The following is a 20,357-nucleotide window of genomic DNA, read 5'->3' as shown; positions in this document are numbered from 1 at the left end:
CACCTCGACGGCGCTGCGCAGGGGGCCCTTGCCCTCGGCGATCTTGCGGCCTCCGTCGAGTGCGCCCTCCCCCCTCCCCCTCCCCCCTCCTCCACCCACCCCGCCCCCAACTCGCCGCCCTTCTCCCGCTGGCGGCCCTCCGCACTCGGTCTGCGGCTCTCGGTCCCCGGCTCTCGGCCCTTGGCTCTCGGCCGTCTCGGTTCCGCCCGTCGGCCTCCGGTCGGCTCGGTTCCGGACTCTCGGCCCCCGGCCGTCTCTCAGCACGGGGCGCACTTCCCTTGCTGACGGCAGTCCCGAGGGGGAGTTCAACTCCGCAACCTGTGACCCCAGCCGGTCACCGCGCCTCCCCGTCACGCTTCCCCGTGCCCTGCCCCGCCCGTACAGGTGGCGGCCGAGGCGGGGAACGCTGGGCGACTTCGCACGGCGGCGGCGGACTCGGCGCAGCGGTGGCCGATGCCGGCTCCGTGGTGGGGGAGACGGCGTCAGCCACGAGGCCCCGGCAGCCTTCAGCTCCCGTCGGTACCGCTACCGTTCCTGCCCTCGACCCGGGCCTCTCCCTTCTCCCTTCCGTACAACTCCCCGTACGACGGCCACGCTCCGCCCGGGCCGTCCACGGACTCGGCCAGGTGGACGGCTCGCACGATGGCGCGGGTGACCGTGTCCGCGCCCGCCGCCAGGAGGTCGTTGAGCGCCAGGGGGTTGGCGGGGTCGAGCCGGCGTGCACCCGTGGCCAGGGTGAACACCGTGTCGCCGTCGCTGAGCAGGTGGACCGGCCGCACTGCGCGGGCGATGCCGTCGTGGGACGTGCCGGCCAGCTTCTGGGCCTGCGCCTTGGTCAGGGCCGCGTCGGTGGCCACGACGGCCAGCGTCGTGTTGAGCGGCGGAGGAGCGCTGCGCTCGGCCAGCTCCTCGAGCCGCCGGAGTGCGGCGCGGTGGACCTCGGCGTCCGGGTAGCGCACCCGCCCGGCGAACAACTCCCCGTACAGCACCCCCGTTTCCGGATCGACCACCGACCCCGCCGCGTTGGCGACCACCAGTGCCGCGACGGTGACACCGGACTCCAGGACCGTCGAGGCGGTACCGATCCCACCCTTCAGCTGCCCGACCACCGCTCCCGTACCCGCGCCCACACACCCCTGCGGAACCGGGGCCCCGGGCTCGGTCGCGGAAGCGGCCTCGACCGCGGCGCGTCCCGTGGCCGCGTCCGGGCGGGCCCGGAAGTCGCCGCCCCGGCCCAGGTCGAACACGCACGCCGCCGGCACGACCGGAACGACATGCGCGGGGTCGGGTCCCACGCGCACCCCGCGTCCGCGTTCCTCCAGCCAGGCCATCACCCCGGACGCCGCGTCGAGCCCGTAGGCACTGCCACCGGTCAGGACGACGGCCTGCACCTTCTGTACGAGGTTGCGCGGGTCGAGGGCGTCGGTCTCCTTGGTTCCGGGACCACCACCGCGCACGTCCACGGCGGCCACCGCCCCGTCCTCCGGTGCGAGGACGACCGTGGCCCCGGTGAGTGCGCCGTCGCCGGTGTGCGTGGCGTGCCCGACGCGCAGGCCGGTCACATCCGTCAGAGCGTCAACTGTCATGGCGCCAGTCTGGAGCAGCGGCCCCGCCCGGCCATGCGGCTCACCCGCACCGCGCGTCGATCACCCGCACTGCACGTCGTTCACCCGCACCGAGCGTCGATCACCCGCATCTCGGGCGGGCTCAGCCGTATCTCTCGGCGGTTCACCACGTTCCGGTGCCGGCTTCGACCCGGAGCCGCCCTGCGTGTCGTCTCTGCTGCACCGCGGCAGTACGTGCCGGCTCCGGCCACCGGCGTCCACTTGGCTGGGTCCTGCCCGGCCCGGTGGACGCGGGGGCGGGGTCTGGGCGACGAAGGCGGGGCCACGTCCGGGCGGTGACGGAGCGGCTGAGTGCAGCAGGGTGGGTGCGGACGACCGCGGTCGTACCCTGGACGTATGAGCACTACCCCTACCCCCGACGCCGAACCGAGCGAGTCGAAGCCCGCGCTGGTCTTCGACGACCCGTTGGACCAGCAGTCCTCCGACGACACGGACCGCGGGTGGGGAGAGCGGCCGTCCGGTGACAGTGCGGCGGACCTGAAGCGGTTCCTCGACGAGAAGCCGCCCCACCACATCTGACCCGTTCCCACGCCTCCGGCGCGCCTTGCGACGCGTGTGCTCAGCGTTCGCCGGAGCCGGAGCCGGAGCCGGAGCCGGAGCCGGAGCCGGAGCCGGGGGCCGAGCCCGAGCCGGGGGCCGAGCCTCGCTGTGACACCAGAGCGTCGCGGATCTCCTTCAGGACCTCCAGCTCGGAGACCTCGAGCACTTCCTGTGTGCCCTCCTTGGCCTTCCTGCGGGCCTCGACGCGGGCCAGGTACTTGGCCATGGGCAGCACCATCAGGAAGTAGACCACCGCCGCCGTGATCACGAACTGCAACGTGGCCCCGAGGACCGAGCCCCACAGGATCCTGACACCCGTCGCGGCGTCGCCGCTCCCCTCGCAGGGACCCTTCAGGCACGAGCTGTAGCTGTCGAGGTTCTGTGTGCCGAACGCTCCGACGAGCGGGTTGATGACACCTTTCACGACCGCGTTGACGATGTTCGTGAAGGCGGCACCGATCACCACGGCCACGGCCAGGTCGACGACGTTGCCGCGCATCAGGAAGGCCTTGAAGCCCTGCCAGATGCTGGTGTCCTTCTGCTCGCTCAACTCGGTGCCTCTTCTCGCGTACGCGGTGGGAACAAAACGCTCCGCAACCTACGTCAACGCCGTGTCGGCCTGTCCAATCGGGTCGCTCGTACGAGGGATGCGAAACGGACGCGATGCTCGAAAAGGCACTGTTCAGCACAGGGCCACCGCCAGCCGTGCGGTGGCGCTCGCGCCGACGAGTTCGGCTGCCGTGGCACGCGGCACCGACAGCACCACGAGTGCCCCGCCGTGCATCCCGTCGCCCACCACGGCCTCGTCGGCGGGGGTGGGCCCGCCCGTCCTGGCGCCCGCGTCGCCGGCGTCGTCCGGGGGGCCGGGTACGTCCGTGACGCGCGCCCCGCGTGCCACCACACGGGCCGCGCCGCCGGTCGCGCCGCCGGTCGCGCGTTCGTCGGCCGCGATCACGTCGACCCGGTCGCCCGGCCGCAGCAGACGTACCGTCGCGGCGTCGGCGATCCGCACGGGCGCCGTCACGTACGTCGCCGCGCCGCGTTTGCGCACGGTGTCCCGGGCCTTCGCCGCGGCGGCCGGGCGTGCGGTGCCCGAGGCGTCGGAGTGCCCCCGGGAGCGGTCGGCCTCCCGCGGCCCGGCGGCCACGAGTGCGGCGGCCGTGACCGCGAGACCCGCCGCCACGGCCCTCCTCCGGTGCGCGGTCAGCCTGCCCGCGTTGAGCACCCCGGCTCGTACACGCACCGGGGCGAAGTGCGGCACCTCGCACGTCGGCGGTACCTCGGCCTCGGCCGGCCTGTTGAGGCCGCGGGTATGCCGGACGGGGGCGCCCGCACGTGGAGGCGGTGACGCGGGAACGGCAGAGGGGCCGAAGGGCCCGGCCGAAGCAGCAGGAGAAGCGGGAGCGGCAGGAGGGGCAGGAGCGGTAGGAGGGGCAGCCGGAAGAGGGCGTGGTGGGGACGGGGGCGGGCCGGAAGGAGGGTAGGGGCCGGCGGGGGAGGAAGTGGCGAACAGGGATGGGGACGGGGACGGGGGACGACGGTTCGGCACGGACGACCACACGGACGACGACACGGGACCACCACCTGTGACGAGGGATCGGCTGGCTTGCGATCCCCACGATGGCGTCTGTCGCCGCGGCTTGCCGGGGCCTGTGGACGTGCAGGGGCCCTGTGGAAAAGTCCGTCACCCGAAGGAGAGCCTCCGCCCCGCACAGACCCCCACCGCGCCGAGGCGCACCACCCCGCGTCAAGGCACACCACCCCGAGCCGAGGCGCACCACTCCGCGTGTTAGGGCCCCCGCATCCCGCCCTACGGCAGAGCGATCCCGGGGTCCATCCCGCCGAGCGCGGACGCGCAGAGGCACTCGCGCTCCTCGTCCGCCGCCGGGAGTGCTGCCACGGTGTCGAAGAGCACGCCCCGCAACCGGTCCACGTTGGCCGCGAACACCCGAAGGACCTCGTCGTGGGAGACGCCCTCACCCGTCTCGGCGCCGGCGTCGAGGTCGGTGACGAGGGCCAGGGAGGTGTAGCAGAGCTCCAGCTCGCGGGCGAGGGCCGCCTCGGGATGACCGGTCATGCCCACCACGGACCAGCCCTGCGCCTGGTGCCACAGCGACTCCGCGCGGGTGGAGAAGCGCGGCCCCTCCACGACCACCAGTGTTCCGCCGTCGACCGGGGCCCAGTCCCGCCCGTGGGCCGACTTCAGGGCGGCGGCCCGGCCGGTGGGGCAGTAGGGGTCGGCCAGCGACACGTGCACCACGTTCGGGACGGAGCCGTCGGGGAGCGGAAACCCGTCGAAATAGCTGCCCGCGCGGGACTTCGTCCGGTCGACGAGCTGGTCCGGGACCAGCAGCGTGCCCGGTCCGTACTCGGGGCGCAGGCCGCCCACCGCGCAGGGGCCAAGCACCTGCCGCACCCCCACGGAGCGCAGCGCCCACAGGTTGGCCCGGTAGTTGATGCGGTGGGGCGGCAGGTGGTGCCCGCGTCCGTGGCGGGGGAGGAACGCGACCCGTCGGCCGGCGACCTCACCGAGGAAGAGGGAGTCGCTGGGCGCCCCGTAGGGGGTGTCGACCTCGATCTCGGTCACGTCGTCGAGGAAGGAGTAGAAACCGGAGCCGCCGATCACGCCGATGTCTGCCGTCGCGGTCGGCGCGGTGGCCGGCCGAGGAGCGTTCGCCTTGTTCGCCATGGTCCGCACCCTAACGGCCCACCGGCCCTCCGAACCGGCCCTCCGGACCGGCCGCCCCAACCGCCCTCCGAACCAACCTCCCGGACCGGCCCTCCGAACCATGCCCGAACCAGCGGCACCGCCCGCGAGCAACCCACGGCCCCGACCTTGACCTCGACCAGCCCCGAGCCGATGCCCGCCCCCCGGACACCAGGCGCCACCACGCCACCCCACCGACCCCCCAACGCCAAAACCCCGCCGCCCAGGGGCGACGGGGTCAGTGGCAGGTGAGCCGGAGCGGGCGCTACGCGGCGGTCGTGCTCGTCGAGCTGCCGGAGCCGGACGACGAGCTCGCGCCCGAGCCGGACGTCGCGGAGGACGAGGACGACGAAGACGACGAGGAGGAAGACGACGAGGACGAGTCGGACGACGACGACTTCGACGCCGGCGAGCTGCTCGACGAGGAGCCGCGGCTGTCGTTGCGGTAGAAGCCGGAGCCCTTGAAGACGATGCCCACCGCAGAGAACACCTTCTTCAGGCGGCCCTGGCAGTTCGGGCACTCGGTGAGAGCGTCATCGGTGAACTTCTGCACCGCCTCGAGGCCCTCGCCGCACTCGGTGCACTGGTACTGGTAGGTCGGCACTGTCTTCCTCCTGGCACTCTCACTCGATGAGTGCTAACGACGGTCCATAGTGACGTATTCCGTGGGATCAGTCCACTGCGACGGGCGCGCGGTGACCCACGACACGTGCGACGGTGCGTCCGCGCGGGGCCGGGACCAGCCGTGACCGCAGGGCCACAAGGGTGATCAGGGCGAGCAGCGTGCCCCCCATCGGCACCAGGAACCCGGCGCCGTCCCACAGCCGGTCCTCCAGCTGACCGGCGACGGTCACCGCGGCGGCCTGGCCGAGGGCGACGGCACCGGTGAGCCAGGTGAAGGCCTCGGTGCGGGCGCCCGCCGGGACGAGATCGTCCACCAGGGTGTAACCGGTGATCAGGGAGGGTGCGATGGACATGCCGACCAGCAGGCCGAGCGCGGCCAGCAGCAGTGCCGAGTGGGCGGTCCACAGGGCGGACGCGGTCAGGGCGAGCGCCGTGTAGCCGATCAGGAGCCGGCGCTGGGGCGCGGTCTTCCAGGCGATGGCCCCGCAGGCGACGCCGGCGAGCATGTTGCCCGCGGCGAAGACGCCGTAGAGGACGCCGTTCAGGGCGGGCCGGTCGATGGACTCGGAGAACGCGGCCAGCGACACCTGCATGCCGCCGAACACGGAGCCGATGCCGACGAAGATCACGATCAGTACCCGCACGCCGGGCACGGTCAGCGCGGACGCGTGCTTCACCCGCGTGCGCCGGTCGGCGGCGACCGCCGGCTGGGTGCCCTTCTGCGCGGCGAACAGCAGGCCGCCGACCAGGGTGAGCGTCGCCTCGGCGAGCAGTCCGGCGGCCGGGTCGACGGTCGTGCACAGGGCGGTGGCCAGCAGGGGGCCGACGACGAAGGTGAACTCGTCGGTGACCGACTCGAAGGCCGCCGCCGTGTTCATCAGCGGGGAGTTCTTGAGCTTCACGCCCCACCGGGCCCGGACCATGGGCCCGACCTGCGGCACCGAGGCGCCCGTGGGCACCGCGGCGACGAACAGCGCCCACAGCGGGGCGTCGGCCAGGGCCAGCGCGGTCAGGGTCACCCCGGACAGGGCGTGCACCAGCACGCCGGGCACCAGGACGGCGCGCTGCCCGTGCCGGTCGGCGAGCCGTCCGCTGTAGGGGGCGAAGAGAGCCATCGACACGCCGGTGACGGCGGCGACGGCACCGGCCGCTCCGTAGGAGCCGGTGGTGTGCTGCACCAGCAGCACGATGGAGAGGGTGAGCATAGCGAACGGCTGGCGGGCCGCGAAACCGGGAACCAGGAAGGTCCAGGCACCGCGAGTGCGCAGCAGTTGGCCGTATCCCGGGCGGGAGGTGGCCGCCGACTTCTCCGACGAGGTGACCGTGGATGCCACGGCCCGTGCCTTTCTGCCGCCTGGTAGCGCAGGCCCGACAGGGGGCGCGCCGAGAGCTGTCCTCTTGCGCTGACTGCGGTAGATACCGGTGCCACAGCTCAGGGCGTGCCGGCCGCCATACGGTCGCGCCAGCTCTGCATCAGGCAGAGTTGGTTCGATCTGGGGTCTCGCCTGCATGGTACAGGCAGGCGGGGCCGCGATGCCTGTGAAACGGAGCACCACCAGGCCGTATGCCTGTGAATGGGGACCCGAAGGCGGGGGAGCGGGAAGCCCCCGGGACCGGGCGGCCGGGCAGTGTCCGCCGGGCCCCCACCCTCACGGCCCACACACTCACCCCGCACCCGCTCACGGGCCACACCCTCACGCCGCACCCGCTCACCGAGGCCCCGCGCGCACCCCTTTATGGCCTACCCCCTCAAGGCCCACCCCTTCCCACCCACGGCCGGGCAACCGCCGCTCCCCCTCACCCCCGCCACCGGCCACCCCGCCACCGGGGTCACCCCCCTCGCCCGACCACCCCCTCACCCCCTCACCCCGTCACCCCCTCACCCCCTCACCCCACCACCCGTGAACCGTCCGTCCCCAGCCAGCCGGCCAGCTTGCCGCCGCGGCCGATCGCGCGGAGCCGGCGTTCGGCGGCGTCGCGCACCGGGTCGGTGGCGACGACGAGGAGTTCGTCGCCACGCCGCAACACGGTCGCCGGCAGGGGTACGAACGACGTGCCGTCGCGGACGACCAGGGTGACGGCGGAACCGGCCGGCAGGCGCAGTTCCGCCACCTCGACGCCGTGCATCCGTGACCCCTCCGGGATCGTGAAGGACAGCAGGTGGCCGCGGAGCCGCTCCAGGGGTGCCGACTCGATGCCGAGGTCGGCGGCCTCCGGGCCGCTGCCCAGGCGCAGCCGGCCGGCCAGCCACGGCAGGGTCGGCCCCTGGACCAGGGTGTAGACGACGACCAGGACGAAGACGATGTTGAAGATGCGGCGGCTGCCGTCGACCTCCTGCACCATCGGGATCGTGGCCAGGATGATGGGCACCGCCCCGCGCAGTCCCGCCCACGACATCAGGGTCTGTTCCTGCCAGGGCACCCGGAAGGGCAGCAGGCACAGCACCACGCTCAGCGGCCGGGCCACCATCGTCAGGGCCAGCCCGATGAGCAGGGCGGGCACGATGTCGTCGCCCATCTCGTGCGGCGAGACGAGCAGGCCCAGCAGCACGAACATGCCGATCTGGGCGATCCAGCCGAGCCCTTCGGCGAAGCCGCGGGTGGCGGGCCAGTGCGGCAGGCCCGAGTTGCCCAGCACCATGGAGGCCAGGTAGACGGCGAGGAACCCGCTGCCGTGGGCGAGGGCACCGGTGGCGTAGGCGGCGACGGCGATGGCCATGACGGCGATCGGGTAGAGCCCGGACGCCGGGAGGGCGACGTGGCGCAGGCCCCAGGAGCCGAGCCAGCCCACCGCGAGCCCGATGGCGGCGCCGATGGCCAGCTCCAGCGCTATCTCGCCGATCAGGACGTACCAGTGCTCGACCGGCCCGGCCGTGGAGAAGGCGACGACGAGGATGACCACGGGGGCGTCGTTGAAGCCGGACTCGGCCTCCAGGGTGCCCGTCACGCGGCGGGGGAGGGGGATCCTGCGCAGCACCGAGAACACGGCCGCCGCGTCCGTCGAGGACACCACCGCCCCGATGATCAGCGCCTGCCGCCACTCCAGTCCGACCAGGAAGTGCGCGGCCGTCGCGGTGACCCCCACGCTCACCGCGACGCCCGCCAGCGCGAGCGCGGTGGCGGCGGGCAGCGCGGGTCTGCACTCCGACCACTTCGTGCTCAGGCCGCCCTCGGCCAGGATCACGACCAGGGCCGCGTACCCGATGACCTGCGTCAGTTCGGCGTTGTCGAACCGGATGCCGCCGAGGCCGTCCTGGCCCAGGGCGATGCCGATGCCCAGGTAGACGAGCAGACTGGGCAGGCCGCTGCGCGAGGAGATCCGGACCGCCGCGACGGCCACGAGCAGCACGAGCGAGCAGACGAGCAACAGCTGGTTGAGGTGGTGGACAGTCAGGGGCCGGTCCCTTCCGTGACGCGTGCGCACCGCGCGCGGGCTCGCCTGTGTCGCGCGCCGGGACCCGGCCCCGGTGCCACGGCACCATCACTTCGTTACTTTACCTAAGTCTTGACGCGTTCTTGACGCCGGTCACGGCAAGATCGAACGTCCGTCCGGGCTGGTTCCCGACCTTGCGTCAAGTGGCGCGGGGCCCTGCGCCTATCGTTGCTCCAGCGCTCAGTTAAAAGCACAGCCCGACCTGCCGCTCGCGTTAGGACAGCAAGGACAGCGATGCCCACCGACACCACCGCCTCCACGGGTCAGCAGGCCGGCACGCCCGGCCGGAAGAAGGGGCGCAAACTCCGCCTCATGGCGCTCGTGCTGGTGCTGGCACTGATCGGTGGTGTCGCCTACGCGGCGTACTGGTCCATCAGCACCGTGCGCGCCTCGTTCCCGCTGACCGAGGGCACCGTCACGCTGAAGGGCCTGTCCGGCCCCGTGGACGTCAAGCGCGACGGCAACGGGATCCCGCAGATCTACGCGGACTCCGACGAGGACCTGTTCATGGCGCAGGGCTACGTCCAGGCGCAGGACCGGTTCTACGAGATGGACGTGCGCCGCCACATGACCTCCGGCCGGCTGTCGGAGATGTTCGGCGAGAGCCAGGTCGACACCGACGCCTTCCTGCGCACCCTGGGCTGGGACCGGATCGCCGAGGAGGAGTACGAGAAGAAGCTGTCCCCCGCGACGAAGAAGTACCTCGACGCGTACGCCAAGGGCGTCAACGCCTACCTCGACGGCAAGGACGGCAAGGAACTCAGCCTCGAATACGCGGCGCTGGGCTTCACCAACGACTACAAGCCCGGGGCCTGGACGCCGGTGGACTCGGTGGCGTGGCTGAAGGCGATGGCCTGGGACCTGCGCGGGAACATGCAGGACGAGATCGACCGGGCCCTGATGACCAGCCGCCTCGGCCCGAAGCAGATCGCCGACCTGTATCCGAAGTACCCCTACAGCCGGAACAAGCCGGTCATCGCGGAGGGCCAGTACAACGAGCTCACCGGAGCCTTCGAGCAGGGCGGGTCCGGCCAGGGCGCGAGCGGCGACGGCACCGGAACGGGCACGGGCACGGGGTCCGGGTCGGGCCTCGGCGGCACTCCCGACGGCACCGGGACCGGAACGGGCACCGGCACGGGCGACGGCACGGGCACCGGCACCGGGACGGGCACTCCGGACGGCACCGGAGTGGGCGGCGCGCAGGGGACCGAGGGCGACGGCTCGGGCCTCGAGGGTCAGCTCGCCGGCCTCCAGGACGTGCTGAAGGACCTGCCCACCGCGGTCGGCGTCAACGGCGACGGCATCGGCTCCAACTCCTGGGTGGTCCACGGCCGCCACACCGTCACCGGCAAGCCCCTGCTGGCCAACGACCCGCACCTGTCGGCCTCCCTGCCCTCCGTCTGGTACCAGATGGGCCTGCACTGCCGCAGCGTCTCCGCCACGTGCCGGTACGACGTCTCCGGCTACACCTTCGCGGGCATGCCCGGCGTGGTCATCGGCCACAACGGGGACATCGCCTGGGGCCTGACCAACTCCGGCGTCGACGTCACCGACCTCTACCTGGAGAAGATCACCGGCGAGGGCTACCAGCGCGACGGCAAGGTGGTTCCCTTCGAGACCCGCGAGGAGACCATCCGGGTCGCCGGCGGGAAGGACCGGAAGATCGTCGTCCGGGAGACCGGCAACGGGCCCCTGCTCTCCGACCGCTCCGACGAGCTGGTGCGGACCGGCAAGAAGGCCACCGTCGCCGCCGCCGCACCCGACCGGGGCGACGGCTACGGAGTGTCGCTGCGCTGGACCGCGCTGGACGCCGGCCGCACCATGGACGCCGTCTTCGCGATGAACCGCGCCGAGAACTGGGAGGACTTCCGCGAGGCGGCCACCCTCTTCGAGGTCCCGTCGCAGAACCTCGTCTACGCCGACACCGAAGGCCACATCGGCTACACCCTGCCCGGGAAGATCCCCACCCGCGCGAAGCAGCACGACGGTTCCGTCCCGGCGCCCGGCTGGGACCCGGACTACGAGTGGACCGGCTGGATCGAGCAGGACGCCCTGCCCTACGAGTTCGACCCCGAGCGCGGCTACATCGTCACCGCCAACCAGGCCGTCGTCGACCCCGACGCCTACCCGTACACCCTGACCACCGACTGGGGGTACGGCGCGCGCAGCCAGCGGATCAACGACCTGATCAAGCTGAAGATCAAGGACGGCGGCAAGATCTCCACGAACGACATGCGGCAGATGCAGCTGGACAACCACAGCGAGATCGCCCGCAGCCTGGTGCCCGACCTGCTCAAGATCGACACCGGGGACCCGGACGTCCGTGAGGCGCAGAAGCTGCTGGAGGGCTGGGACTACACCCAGGACGCCGACTCGGCCGCAGCCGCCTACTTCAACTCCGTGTGGCGCAACATCCTGAAGCTGGCCTTCGGGCACAAGCTGCCCAAGGAGCTGCGGGTCGAGGGCCAGTGCCTGTGGGTCGACCCGGTCAACACCACCGGTCCCGCGGACGAGGCCGAGAAGGTGCGCGAGTGCGGCCGGCGCGCGGCCGACCAGGCGCAGCCCGACGGCGGCGACCGCTGGTTCGAGGTGGTCACCACCCTGAAGAAGGACCAGGACAGCGACTGGTGGTCCACCCCCGAGCGGGGCACCCGCCCGGGCGCCGACAAGAACCGGGACGACCTGTTCAAGCGGGCCATGATCGACGCCCGCTGGGAGCTGACCGCCAAGCTGGGCAAGGACATCGACAGCTGGAGCTGGGGCCGGCTGCACCGGCTGTTCCTCGAGAACCAGACGCTCGGCACCGAGGGCCCCAACTTCCTGCGCAAGGCCCTGAACCGGGGCCCGTGGAAGCTCAGCGGCGGCGAGGCCACCGTCAACGCCACCGGCTGGAACGCCGCCGGCGGCTACGGGGTGATCTGGGTCCCGTCGATGCGGATGGTGGTCAACCTCGACGACTTCGACAAGTCCCGGTGGATCAACCTCACCGGCGCCTCCGGCCACGCCTACAGCTCCCACTACGTCGACCAGACCGACAAGTGGGCCAAGGGCGAGCTGCTGCCGTGGGCGTACACGGGCAAGGCGGTCGACGCGAAGACGGAGAACACGCTGAAGCTGGAACCCTGACCCCGGCTGAGCCCGAGTGGCTGAGTGGCCGAGTGGCCGAGTGACCGGGAGGGCGGTCGCCGCGCACCCTCCGCGCGGCGACCGCCTTCCCGTTTCCGTACCGGGGCACCTGAGCACCCGTCGAGAGCGGCCGGGAGACCCCCAGGCCCGTGGCTTGCCTCGCCCTTCCCCGTCCGCCCTGCCACGCTCCCGCCCCCGCTCCCGCCTCAGCCGAAGTGCCGTACCCCCGACGGCGTCACCGCCGCGCGCACCGGGCGGTCGTGCGGCTCCTCGGGCACCCGGGGGACCACCTCACCGTCGTACAGCAGCACCACGAGCGCCGGACGGGCGCCGGCGCGTTCCAGGCGGGCGAGGACCCGGTCGTAGGAGCCGCCGCCGCGGCCCAGCCGCATGCCGCGCGTGTCGACGGCGAGTCCCGGCAGCAGCACCACGTCAGCCTCGGTGACGGCGTCCGGGCCGAGGCGGTCGCCCGCCGGTTCGAGCAGGGTCATGCGCCCGCCGTGCCGGACCGGCGCCAGGGAGTCCGGTCCCTCGTAGCGGCCCCAGTCCAGGTCGTTGTCGGGCAGGAGCGCGGGGAGCAGGACGCGCACGCCCCGCGCGCGCAGCGCGTCGAGCAGCGCGAGCGTGCCCGGCTCGCTCCCGACGGAGACGTACGCGGCCACGGTGCGCGCGTGCTCCAGCTCGCGCAGGCCGAGGGCCTGCCGGGCGAGCGCGGACGCCGACACCCGCACGTCATCGGCCGTCAACCCGTTCCTCACCGCGAGGATGTCCCGTCGTAGGGAGCGTTTGTCAGGGTCGTTCGCGCGACGGTTGTATCTCAAGGTTGTCCCTGTCCTGTTCCAATATGTTCATATGAGCAGGAAGTAACCGGAGCTGCAGATTCCCCGCAAAGGCACCGGATAGTGTGGCCGCCATGTCTCAGTCACACCCTCGGATCAGCAAGGCTGTCATCCCGGCAGCAGGCCTCGGCACCCGGTTCCTGCCGGCCACGAAGGCCACTCCCAAGGAGATGCTCCCGGTCGTCGACAAGCCGGCGATCCAGTACGTGGTCGAGGAGGCCGTCACCGCCGGCCTCGACGACGTCCTCATGGTCACGGGCCGCAACAAGCGGCCCCTGGAGGACCACTTCGACCGCAATTACGAACTGGAGTCCGCCCTGGAGAAGAAGGGCGACGCCGACCGCCTGGCCAAGGTGCAGGAGTCCAGCGACCTGGCGACCATGCACTACGTCCGCCAGGGCGACCCCAAGGGTCTGGGACACGCCGTGCTGTGCGCCGCCCCGCACGTGGGCGACGAGCCCTTCGCCGTGCTCCTCGGCGACGACCTGATCGACCCGCGCGACCCCCTGCTCCAGCGCATGATCGACGTGCAGGCGCAGCACGGCGGCAGCGTCATCGCCCTGATGGCGGTGGCGCCCGAGCAGATCCACCTCTATGGATCCGCCGCCGTCGAGGCCACCGCCGACGCCGACGTCGTCCGGGTCAGCGGTCTGGTCGAGAAGCCGGACGCCGCCGACGCGCCGTCCCACTACGCCGTCATCGGCCGCTACGTGCTCGACCCCGCCGTCTTCGAGATACTGCGCAAGACCGAGCCCGGCCGCGGCGGCGAGATCCAGCTCACCGACGCCCTCCAGCAGCTCGCGGCGGACGAAGGGGTCGGCGGCCCGGTGCACGGCGTCGTCTTCGAGGGACGCCGTTATGACACCGGCGACCGCGGCGACTACCTGCGTGCCATCGTCCGACTCGCGTGCGAACGTGAGGACCTGGGCCCGGACTTCCGGACCTGGCTCCGCCGTTACGTCACCGAGGAGATGCAGCAACGTTGAGCACTGCCGCGCCCCGCACCGCAGGCCCGGACCACCTCTGGTCGGTGGACGAGCACCTGGACGACATCCTCAGCACCGTCCGGCCGCTCGAACCCATCGAGCTGCACCTCCTCGACGCCCAGGGCTGCGTCCTGGTCGAGGACGTCACGGTGCCGGTGTCCCTGCCCCCGTTCGACAACAGTTCCATGGACGGGTACGCGGTGCGGGTCGCGGACGTCGCCGGCGCGAGCGAGGAGTACCCGGCGGCCCTGGAGGTCGTCGGTGACGTCGCCGCCGGCCAGGCCGACCTGATCCACGTCGGCCCCGGACAGGCCGCCCGCATCATGACCGGGGCGCCGCTCCCGCCGGGCGCGGAGACCGTGGTCCCGGTCGAGTGGACCGACGGCGGCCTCGGCGGCGGTCCCGCCACCGGGATGCGGGCCCGCAGCCTCGCCCCCGAGGGCGCCGCGGGGCAGGTCCGCGTCCACCGGGCGGCCCCGGCCGGAGCCCACGTGCGCACCCGGGGCAGCGACGTCAAGGCCGGGGACCGGGCCCTGACGGCCGGCACCGTGCTCGGCCCGCCCCAGATCTCCCTGCTCGCGGCCATCGGCCGGGGCACCGTCCGGGTGCGCCCGCGCCCGCGCGTGGTGGTGCTCTCCACCGGCAGCGAACTCGTCCAGCCCGGCGAGGAGCTGCGGCCCGGACAGATCTACGACTCCAACAGCTTCGCCCTCACCGCCGCCGCGCGGGACGCCGGTGCCCTCGCCTACCGGGTGGGGGCCGTCACCGACGACGCCGCGACCCTGCGGGACACCATCGAGGACCAGCTGGTCCGGGCCGACCTCATGGTCACCACCGGCGGTGTGAGCGTCGGCGCGTACGACGTGGTCAAGGAGGCCCTGTCGTCCGTCGCCGACGAGGACGAACCGGGCAGCGGCATCGACTTCCGCCGGCTGGCCATGCAGCCCGGCAAGCCGCAGGGCTTCGGCTCCATCGGCCCTGACCACACCCCGCTGCTCGCCCTCCCCGGCAACCCGGTCTCCTCCTACGTCTCCTTCGAGCTGTTCGTCCGTCCCGCCATCCGCACCCTGATGGGCCTCACCGACGTGCACCGGCCCCGGACGAGCGCGACCCTCACCGCCGACCGCCCCCTGACCTCGCCCAAGGGTCGCCGCCAGTTCCTGCGCGGCCGCTACGCCGACGGCGCCGTGACCCCGGTCGGCGGCGCCGGATCGCACCTGGTGGCCGCGCTCGCCCGGGCCAACGCGCTGATCGTCGTCCCCGAGGACGTCGAAGCCCTCGAACCGGGCACCGCGACCGAGGTCGTGCTGCTCGGCTGACGGCCGCGACGACCGGGGCGGTGCCGCTCGGCCGGCCGCCGGGGCCGAGGTGCTCCCGCCCGGCCCCCGCACCGGCCGAGGTGTCCCGCCCGGCTGACGGCGGGACGGAGGTGTCGCCGCTCGGCCGGCCGCCGGGGCCGACGGTGCCGCTCGGTCGGCCGCCGACCGCCGCGACCGGACGGCTCCTGCCCGGCCGGCCGTCCCGGGTTGGCGGTAGCGTGTCGCGCACAGCAGGCCCGTGCGCCGCACCGCGACGGGCCCGGACCGGGAGCGCCACACGATCATGACCGTGCCTTCCCGGGGGGACACCCCCGGACCCTCCGCACAGCGCCGGCTGACGCACATCGACGAGGCGGGCGCCGCCCGCATGGTCGACGTGTCCGGCAAGGACGTCACCGCCCGCACCGCCCGCGCCACGGGCCGCGTCCTCGTCTCGCCGCGCGTGGTCGAGCTGCTGCGCGGCGAGGGCGTCCCGAAGGGGGACGCCCTGGCCACCGCGCGCATCGCGGGCATCATGGGTGCCAAGCGCACCCCCGACCTGATCCCGCTCTGTCACCCCCTGTCGGTGTCCGGTGTGACACTGGACCTGTCGGTCGCGGACGACGCCGTGGAGATCGCGGCGACGGTGAGGACGACGGACCGCACGGGTGTCGAGATGGAGGCGCTCACCGCGGTCTCCGTGGCCGCGCTCACCGTGATCGACATGGTCAAGGCGGTCGACAAGGAGGCGGTCATCACGGACGTGCGGGTCGAGGAGAAGACGGGCGGCAAGTCCGGCGACTGGAGCAGGACATGACCGCCGGCACACCGTCCGGGGGTGCCGCGCCCGCGCCGTACCGGGCGCTGGTCGTCACCGCCTCCAACCGGGCCGCCTCCGGCGTCTACGAGGACCGGGGCGGGCCACTGATCGCCGACGGCCTGCGCCGCCTCGGCTTCACCGTCGACGGCCCGCAGGTCGTCCCCGACGGCGACCCCGTGGCGGCCGCGCTGCGCGCCGCCGCCGACACCGGCTACGACGTCGTCGTGACCACCGGCGGCACCGGCATCTCGCCCACCGACCGCACCCCCGAGGCCACCCGCGGGGTCATCGACCGCGAGGTGCCCGGCATCGCGGAGGCCGTCCGCGCGTACGGCCGCGAGAAGGTGCCGACGGCCGCGCTCTCCCGCGGGCTCGCGGGCGTCGCCGGCCGCACGCTGATCGTCAACCTGCCCGGGTCCACCGGCGGGGTGAAGGACGGCCTCGCCGTCCTGGAGCCCCTGCTGCGGCACGCCGTCGACCAGTTGCGCGGTGGTGACCACGAGCGCCCCGACGCCCGGAGCGGGGGTGCGCGCTGAACCGCCCCGCCTGGCCCGTGGAACTGGTGGACGGCGACATCGTCCTCCGGCCGATAAAGCTGCGCGACCAGCGGGCCTGGCGTGAGGTCAACCGGCGCAACCGGGACTGGCTGCGGCCCTGGGAGGCGACCATCCCGCCGCCCACGCCCTCCGGTCCCGTCGTCCACCGGCCGACCTACCGTCAGATGGTCCGGCACCTGCGGACCGAGGCGAACGCCGGGCGCATGCTGCCGTTCGTCATCGAGTACCAGGGCCGCCTGGCGGGCCAGTTGACCGTCGCCGGCATCACCTGGGGCTCCATGTGCTCCGGGCACGTGGGGTACTGGGTGGACGAGGCCGTGGCGGGGCGCGGAGTGATGCCGACGGCCGTGGCGATGGCCGCCGACCACTGTTTCCGCACCGTCGGCCTGCACCGCCTGGAGATCTGCATTCGCCCGGAGAACGGGCCGAGCCGCCGCGTCGTGGAAAAGCTCGGATTCCGTGAGGAGGGACTGCGCCCCCGTTATCTCCACATCGACGGTGCCTGGCGCGACCACCTCGTCTTCGCCCTCACCGCGGAGGAGGTCCCCGAGGGCCTGCTGGCACGTTGGCGCCGGTCACGGGGCCGGCAGGAGAGGCCGGAGGGCCGGTCAGGGGGATCCGAGGCCGGTGCGGAGAACGGCAGACGCCGTCCCGGCATCCCGTACCACCGCGGTAATTGAATGAATGTTCGAAATTGATCGGGTGGTGACCGTGTCCCGGCTCCGAATTCCCGGGTCGAGCGGTCCGCTGATCGCATCGGTCACAAGAAAAGTTCGAAATATCAGCCAGATCGTGCGACACACCGGCCCAATTGGCGGATGGCCCCACGCAAACCCCTCTACCGTGTGAGGCGTGAGCAGCAGCGGCCTCATCTACGCAGTCATCGTCGGGGCCTGGGCCGCCTACTTGGTGCCGATGTGGCTCCGTAGGCAGGACGAGCTGAACGAGGCCCGTCCGACGGAACGCTTCAGCACCGCCATCCGATTGCTGTCCGGACGGGCGGGCATGGAGCGCCGGTACGCCAAGGACCGGGCGCGCTCCTCCGAGGAGGAGGAGCAGCACGTCCACGACCCGGACGCGATCACCGACTCGGTGGACGTCCGGGCCTTCGCCGTGTCCAGGACCCGCCCGCAGACCCGGGTGACCTTCTCGGAACCGGCCTCCCAGCCCCCGCACGAGCACGCGGACGGCACCGGCCGCGAGAGCGCGGAGGACGGAGCCGACCGGGGGGACGGAGCGGACCGGGCGGACGGCCACGGCCGACGCCGGCCGGCCCCCGGCGCGCACCCCGGCCTCGTCCCGCCCGCCCGCCGGGAGAGCCGGGAGAGCCAGGCCGCCGGGGCGGACCACCCGGACCGCCCCGCCCACGACGACCGGCACGGCAGCCCCCACGGTCACCGGCACGATCACGACCGTCCGGCCGACGCCGTGCACGCCGCCCAGGACGCCACCCGCGCCGCCCACGCGGCCCAGCGCGCCCGGCGGGCCCAGGCGGCGCAGGCCGCCGCGCGCGCCCGGCGCTCGAAGGTGCTCGCACGCCGTCGTCGCACCACCACGGTGCTCTTCCTCGCCTTCACCCTCGGCGCGATCGTCGCCGCCGTCGGCGGGCTGGCCTTCCTGTGGGCGCCCGGCATCCCCGCCGTCCTGCTCAGCGCGTACATCGCCCACCTGCGCTCCCAGGAACGCCGCCGTTTCGCCTACCAGATGGACCGCCGCCAGGCCGAGGCCGCCGCCCAGCGCCTGCGCGAGCGCCAGCCCCGGCCGCGCCGCCGCCCGGCCCCAGCCGAGGCCGACCCCGACGAACCGGAAGGACCGGAGGCGGGTTCCGACACCGACCCGGGCCTCTCCGCACTGGCGGCCGACCGGCGCGCCCTCGTCGAGCAGACCGACCACGCCGAGTGGGTCGACCAGCAGCGCGAGCGGCAGCGGCGCCCGGGCCAGGGCAGCGACAGCTGGGACCCGGTCCCCGTCCCGCTCCCCACCTACGTCACCGCCCCCGTCGCCCCGCGCGCCACCAGCGACGTGGACCTCGGCGCCCCGGACACCTGGAGCTCGGCCCGCTCCAGCGCCGTCGCGCCCGGCCCGCAGGAGACCCCGGCCGCCGCCGAACCCGACGAGGCGGAGACCGACGCCGACGAGCGGCCCGACGGCGACGGCCGCACCGACGCCCGCCGCGCCGCCTCCGCGCGCCGCGCCCGCGAGCGCGGCCGCACCCCGCTCTTCGACCAGTACGAGGACGGCGAGCGGCCCCGGGCCGCCAACGAGTAGCCCGGCCCCCGGCGTCCGCGGCCCCACCGGCAACGGATTTCCGAGCAGCCGGATCGGGGTGCTAAAGTTTCACTCGTTGCAAGGGCCTGTGGCGCAGTCCGGTAGCGCACCTCGTTCGCATCGAGGGGGCCAGGGGTTCAAATCCCCTCAGGTCCACGCAGCTCGAAGCCCCGGTCGGGATCTCCCGGCCGGGGCTTCGACATGTCGTACAGCAGCGAAGTACAGCAACTACTCCGGATCTTGCTTCCCAAGGTGCTTGCCCAGCTTGCGCAGCGCCCGGCGGGTAGCGTCCGACGGGACGTGCGTGTACACCTCCATGGTCACCGCGATCTTGCTGTGCCGAAGGATCTGCATCGCGACCCGCGGGTGCACGTCGAGTGCAGCCAGGAGCGAACCGCAGGTGTGCCGGGTGTCGTGCAACCGGATCTGACGGACGCCGGCGCGTGCCGACCGGTCAACGAACCGGCGGTTGAAGTTGCGCGGTTCGAATGGCGTGCCGTAGCGCGTCGTGAACACGAAATCGGAGTCTGACCACAGCTCACCCGCAGCTTGCTTGGCCAAGTCGCGTTCCTTCTGCCTCCGCTGAAGAGCCGCGATGCAGATCTCCGGGAGCGGCAGCGTGGCCGAGGACGCTTCGGTTTTGGTCTCGTCGTGGACCAAGCGCCGGTTGATCCGTTGTAACTGCATCTGCACCGTGATCTCACCGGCGTCCAGGTTGACGTTCTCCCAAGTGAGGCCCAGCACCTCACCGCGACGGAAGCCCAGGACCAGGATCAGCACGTAGGCCGCGCACAGCGGGTCATGAGCCGCGCTGGCCGCTTCAAGGCCCGCGCACGGCGCGGGCGCGCGCCGCCTCTGCGGCGCGGCCTGCCTCCTGTCTTCGCCCCGGCTGGCCGCGCCCGGCGGCGCGCTGCGTGCATGCGGGCAAGGGCGGGACGTCATCCGCGGGCACAAGATGATGCCTCCGGCGGGGGATCGGCCGGCACCGGGATGGAGGGGGCACCGTTCCCGACTGCGGGCTCGTAGGGGCGTGCGCGGGGTGCTCCCATCCCGTCCACCGCCGACCCAGGCAGAGCCGAGCAGACGCGGCCCAGGGCGTCAAGGTCGTTCGTACAGTGGCGCGCTCCACCTTGACGCCCTGAACCACGCCCGCTCCACGGTGTGTGGGTCGACGGCGGACGGGATGGGAGCTGGGGTGAGTGGTGGGTTGAGGGGAAGCTGGCTGGCTTCCCCTGGGTGATCGCGCACCGCAGAATGAGCAGGTGATAGCAGCCGTGATGATCATCCTGGGCCCGCTGATGATGTCGCTTCTAGGCGTCATTCTGGCTACTGACTACCGGGGGTGGCGGGATGCGGCGGCCAAGGCGCACGGGGGAGTCTGGAACGCTGGCTATTCCAGGGCCTACGCGACCTTCCGGTACGTAGGACTGATGGTGGCGTGGGGGGGTGCCTCTATGTCTTCCGTCAAGGCGCCCAGGTTCGGTTTGGGGTGGTTTGGCTTGTGGGGGTCATGCGGCGAGTTCGACGTCCTCGGG

At 72.8% G+C, this 20,357-nt stretch carries 18 protein-coding genes and 1 tRNA gene; 10 read left to right on the top strand and 9 right to left on the bottom strand.

Annotated elements, in window-relative coordinates; translation table 11 throughout:
• Window positions 1-506: 506 nt before the first annotated feature.
• Entirely contained in the window at window positions 507-1,586 is a 1,080-nt protein-coding gene (locus tag AB0F01_RS30560) for a P1 family peptidase (RefSeq protein ID WP_362102490.1), read from the bottom strand.
• Window positions 1,587-1,961: 375 nt separating this feature from the next.
• On the opposite strand from AB0F01_RS30560, the gene AB0F01_RS30555 reads away from it, so the two are divergent.
• On the top strand, window positions 1,962-2,144 hold the full coding sequence (locus tag AB0F01_RS30555) for a hypothetical protein (RefSeq protein WP_362102488.1): 183 nt from the start codon (window positions 1,962-1,964) through the stop codon (window positions 2,142-2,144).
• A 40-nt stretch (window positions 2,145-2,184) separates the two neighbouring features.
• Here AB0F01_RS30555 and mscL read toward each other — a convergent pair whose 3' ends face one another.
• The 6 genes from mscL to AB0F01_RS30525 form a co-directional block, all read right to left on the bottom strand.
• Entirely contained in the window at window positions 2,185-2,715 is a 531-nt protein-coding gene (gene mscL / locus AB0F01_RS30550) for a large conductance mechanosensitive channel protein MscL (protein WP_362102485.1), read from the bottom strand.
• Between the two features lie 132 nt (window positions 2,716-2,847).
• Entirely contained in the window at window positions 2,848-3,678 is an 831-nt protein-coding gene (locus AB0F01_RS30545) for an RcpC/CpaB family pilus assembly protein (protein WP_362102493.1), read from the bottom strand.
• A 297-nt stretch (window positions 3,679-3,975) separates the two neighbouring features.
• Window positions 3,976-4,854, bottom strand: coding sequence for an S-methyl-5'-thioadenosine phosphorylase (locus AB0F01_RS30540; RefSeq protein WP_362102482.1), 879 nt, complete (start codon window positions 4,852-4,854; stop codon window positions 3,976-3,978).
• Between the two features lie 283 nt (window positions 4,855-5,137).
• Entirely contained in the window at window positions 5,138-5,476 is a 339-nt protein-coding gene (locus AB0F01_RS30535; RefSeq protein ID WP_362102479.1) for an FmdB family zinc ribbon protein, read from the bottom strand.
• A 67-nt stretch (window positions 5,477-5,543) separates the two neighbouring features.
• Window positions 5,544-6,830 (bottom strand): MFS transporter, encoded by a 1,287-nt coding sequence (locus AB0F01_RS30530; protein WP_362102476.1) that lies wholly within the window; start codon window positions 6,828-6,830, stop codon window positions 5,544-5,546.
• Between the two features lie 553 nt (window positions 6,831-7,383).
• Entirely contained in the window at window positions 7,384-8,919 is a 1,536-nt protein-coding gene (locus AB0F01_RS30525; RefSeq protein ID WP_362102474.1) for a potassium/proton antiporter, read from the bottom strand.
• A gap of 243 nt (window positions 8,920-9,162) precedes the next feature.
• On the opposite strand from AB0F01_RS30525, the gene AB0F01_RS30520 reads away from it, so the two are divergent.
• On the top strand, window positions 9,163-12,054 hold the full coding sequence (locus AB0F01_RS30520) for a penicillin acylase family protein (protein WP_362102472.1): 2,892 nt from the start codon (window positions 9,163-9,165) through the stop codon (window positions 12,052-12,054).
• 206 nt (window positions 12,055-12,260) lie between these two features.
• Here AB0F01_RS30520 and AB0F01_RS30515 read toward each other — a convergent pair whose 3' ends face one another.
• Window positions 12,261-12,875, bottom strand: coding sequence for a 5-formyltetrahydrofolate cyclo-ligase (locus AB0F01_RS30515; RefSeq protein ID WP_362102469.1), 615 nt, complete (start codon window positions 12,873-12,875; stop codon window positions 12,261-12,263).
• 92 nt (window positions 12,876-12,967) lie between these two features.
• On the opposite strand from AB0F01_RS30515, the gene galU reads away from it, so the two are divergent.
• The 7 genes from galU to AB0F01_RS30480 all read left to right on the top strand — a co-directional run bounded on the left by galU (window position 12,968) and on the right by AB0F01_RS30480 (window position 18,978).
• The gene (gene galU / locus AB0F01_RS30510) at window positions 12,968-13,879 is read left to right on the top strand and encodes a UTP--glucose-1-phosphate uridylyltransferase GalU (RefSeq protein WP_362102466.1); all 912 of its coding nucleotides are present in this window, start codon (window positions 12,968-12,970) and stop codon (window positions 13,877-13,879) included.
• Window positions 13,876-15,198 (top strand): gephyrin-like molybdotransferase Glp, encoded by a 1,323-nt coding sequence (gene glp / locus AB0F01_RS30505; protein WP_362102463.1) that lies wholly within the window; start codon window positions 13,876-13,878, stop codon window positions 15,196-15,198. The genes galU and glp overlap by 4 nt, the downstream gene beginning before the upstream one ends.
• A 283-nt stretch (window positions 15,199-15,481) precedes the next feature.
• Window positions 15,482-15,994, top strand: coding sequence for a cyclic pyranopterin monophosphate synthase MoaC (moaC, locus tag AB0F01_RS30500; protein WP_362102460.1), 513 nt, complete (start codon window positions 15,482-15,484; stop codon window positions 15,992-15,994).
• Entirely contained in the window at window positions 15,991-16,533 is a 543-nt protein-coding gene (locus tag AB0F01_RS30495; protein WP_362102457.1) for a MogA/MoaB family molybdenum cofactor biosynthesis protein, read from the top strand. The genes moaC and AB0F01_RS30495 overlap by 4 nt, the downstream gene beginning before the upstream one ends.
• A gap of 17 nt (window positions 16,534-16,550) precedes the next feature.
• Window positions 16,551-17,234 carry a GNAT family protein gene (locus tag AB0F01_RS30490; protein WP_362102454.1) on the top strand — a complete coding sequence of 228 codons (684 nt, stop codon included), beginning with the start codon at window positions 16,551-16,553 and terminating at the stop codon, window positions 17,232-17,234.
• Window positions 17,235-17,406: 172 nt separating this feature from the next.
• Window positions 17,407-18,822 carry a gephyrin-like molybdotransferase receptor GlpR gene (gene glpR / locus AB0F01_RS30485; protein WP_362102451.1) on the top strand — a complete coding sequence of 472 codons (1,416 nt, stop codon included), beginning with the start codon at window positions 17,407-17,409 and terminating at the stop codon, window positions 18,820-18,822.
• A gap of 82 nt (window positions 18,823-18,904) precedes the next feature.
• Window positions 18,905-18,978, top strand: a tRNA-Ala gene (locus tag AB0F01_RS30480).
• A 72-nt stretch (window positions 18,979-19,050) separates the two neighbouring features.
• Here AB0F01_RS30480 and AB0F01_RS30475 read toward each other — a convergent pair.
• A complete protein-coding gene (locus AB0F01_RS30475; RefSeq protein ID WP_362102449.1) occupies window positions 19,051-19,764 on the bottom strand; it encodes a site-specific integrase in 714 nt (237 codons plus the stop codon).
• A 320-nt stretch (window positions 19,765-20,084) separates the two neighbouring features.
• Between AB0F01_RS30475 and AB0F01_RS30470 the strand changes: the two genes are divergently transcribed.
• A partial coding sequence (locus AB0F01_RS30470) for a hypothetical protein (RefSeq protein WP_362102446.1) occupies window positions 20,085-20,357 on the top strand: 273 nt, incomplete at its 3' end.

This window comes from Streptomyces sp. NPDC029526, assembly GCF_040637405.1.
In the GTDB taxonomy this organism is placed as follows: Bacteria; Actinomycetota; Actinomycetes; order Streptomycetales; family Streptomycetaceae; genus Streptomyces.
This window is presented reverse-complemented; position numbering and strand designations above follow the sequence as displayed.

What these genes read in the sequence shown, in the direction of transcription:
- AB0F01_RS30560 (WP_362102490.1), bottom strand. Translation starts at nt 1,586, where the DNA reads ATGACAGTTGACGCTCTGACGGATGTGACCGGCCTGCGCGTCGGGCAC.
- AB0F01_RS30555 (WP_362102488.1), top strand. Translation starts at nt 1,962, where the DNA reads ATGAGCACTACCCCTACCCCCGACGCCGAACCGAGCGAGTCGAAGCCC.
- AB0F01_RS30540 (WP_362102482.1), bottom strand. Translation starts at nt 4,854, where the DNA reads ATGGCGAACAAGGCGAACGCTCCTCGGCCGGCCACCGCGCCGACCGCG.
- AB0F01_RS30520 (WP_362102472.1), top strand. Translation starts at nt 9,163, where the DNA reads ATGCCCACCGACACCACCGCCTCCACGGGTCAGCAGGCCGGCACGCCC.
- galU (WP_362102466.1), top strand. Translation starts at nt 12,968, where the DNA reads ATGTCTCAGTCACACCCTCGGATCAGCAAGGCTGTCATCCCGGCAGCA.
- moaC (WP_362102460.1), top strand. Translation starts at nt 15,482, where the DNA reads ATGACCGTGCCTTCCCGGGGGGACACCCCCGGACCCTCCGCACAGCGC.
- AB0F01_RS30495 (WP_362102457.1), top strand. Translation starts at nt 15,991, where the DNA reads ATGACCGCCGGCACACCGTCCGGGGGTGCCGCGCCCGCGCCGTACCGG.
- AB0F01_RS30475 (WP_362102449.1), bottom strand. Translation starts at nt 19,764, where the DNA reads ATGACGTCCCGCCCTTGCCCGCATGCACGCAGCGCGCCGCCGGGCGCG.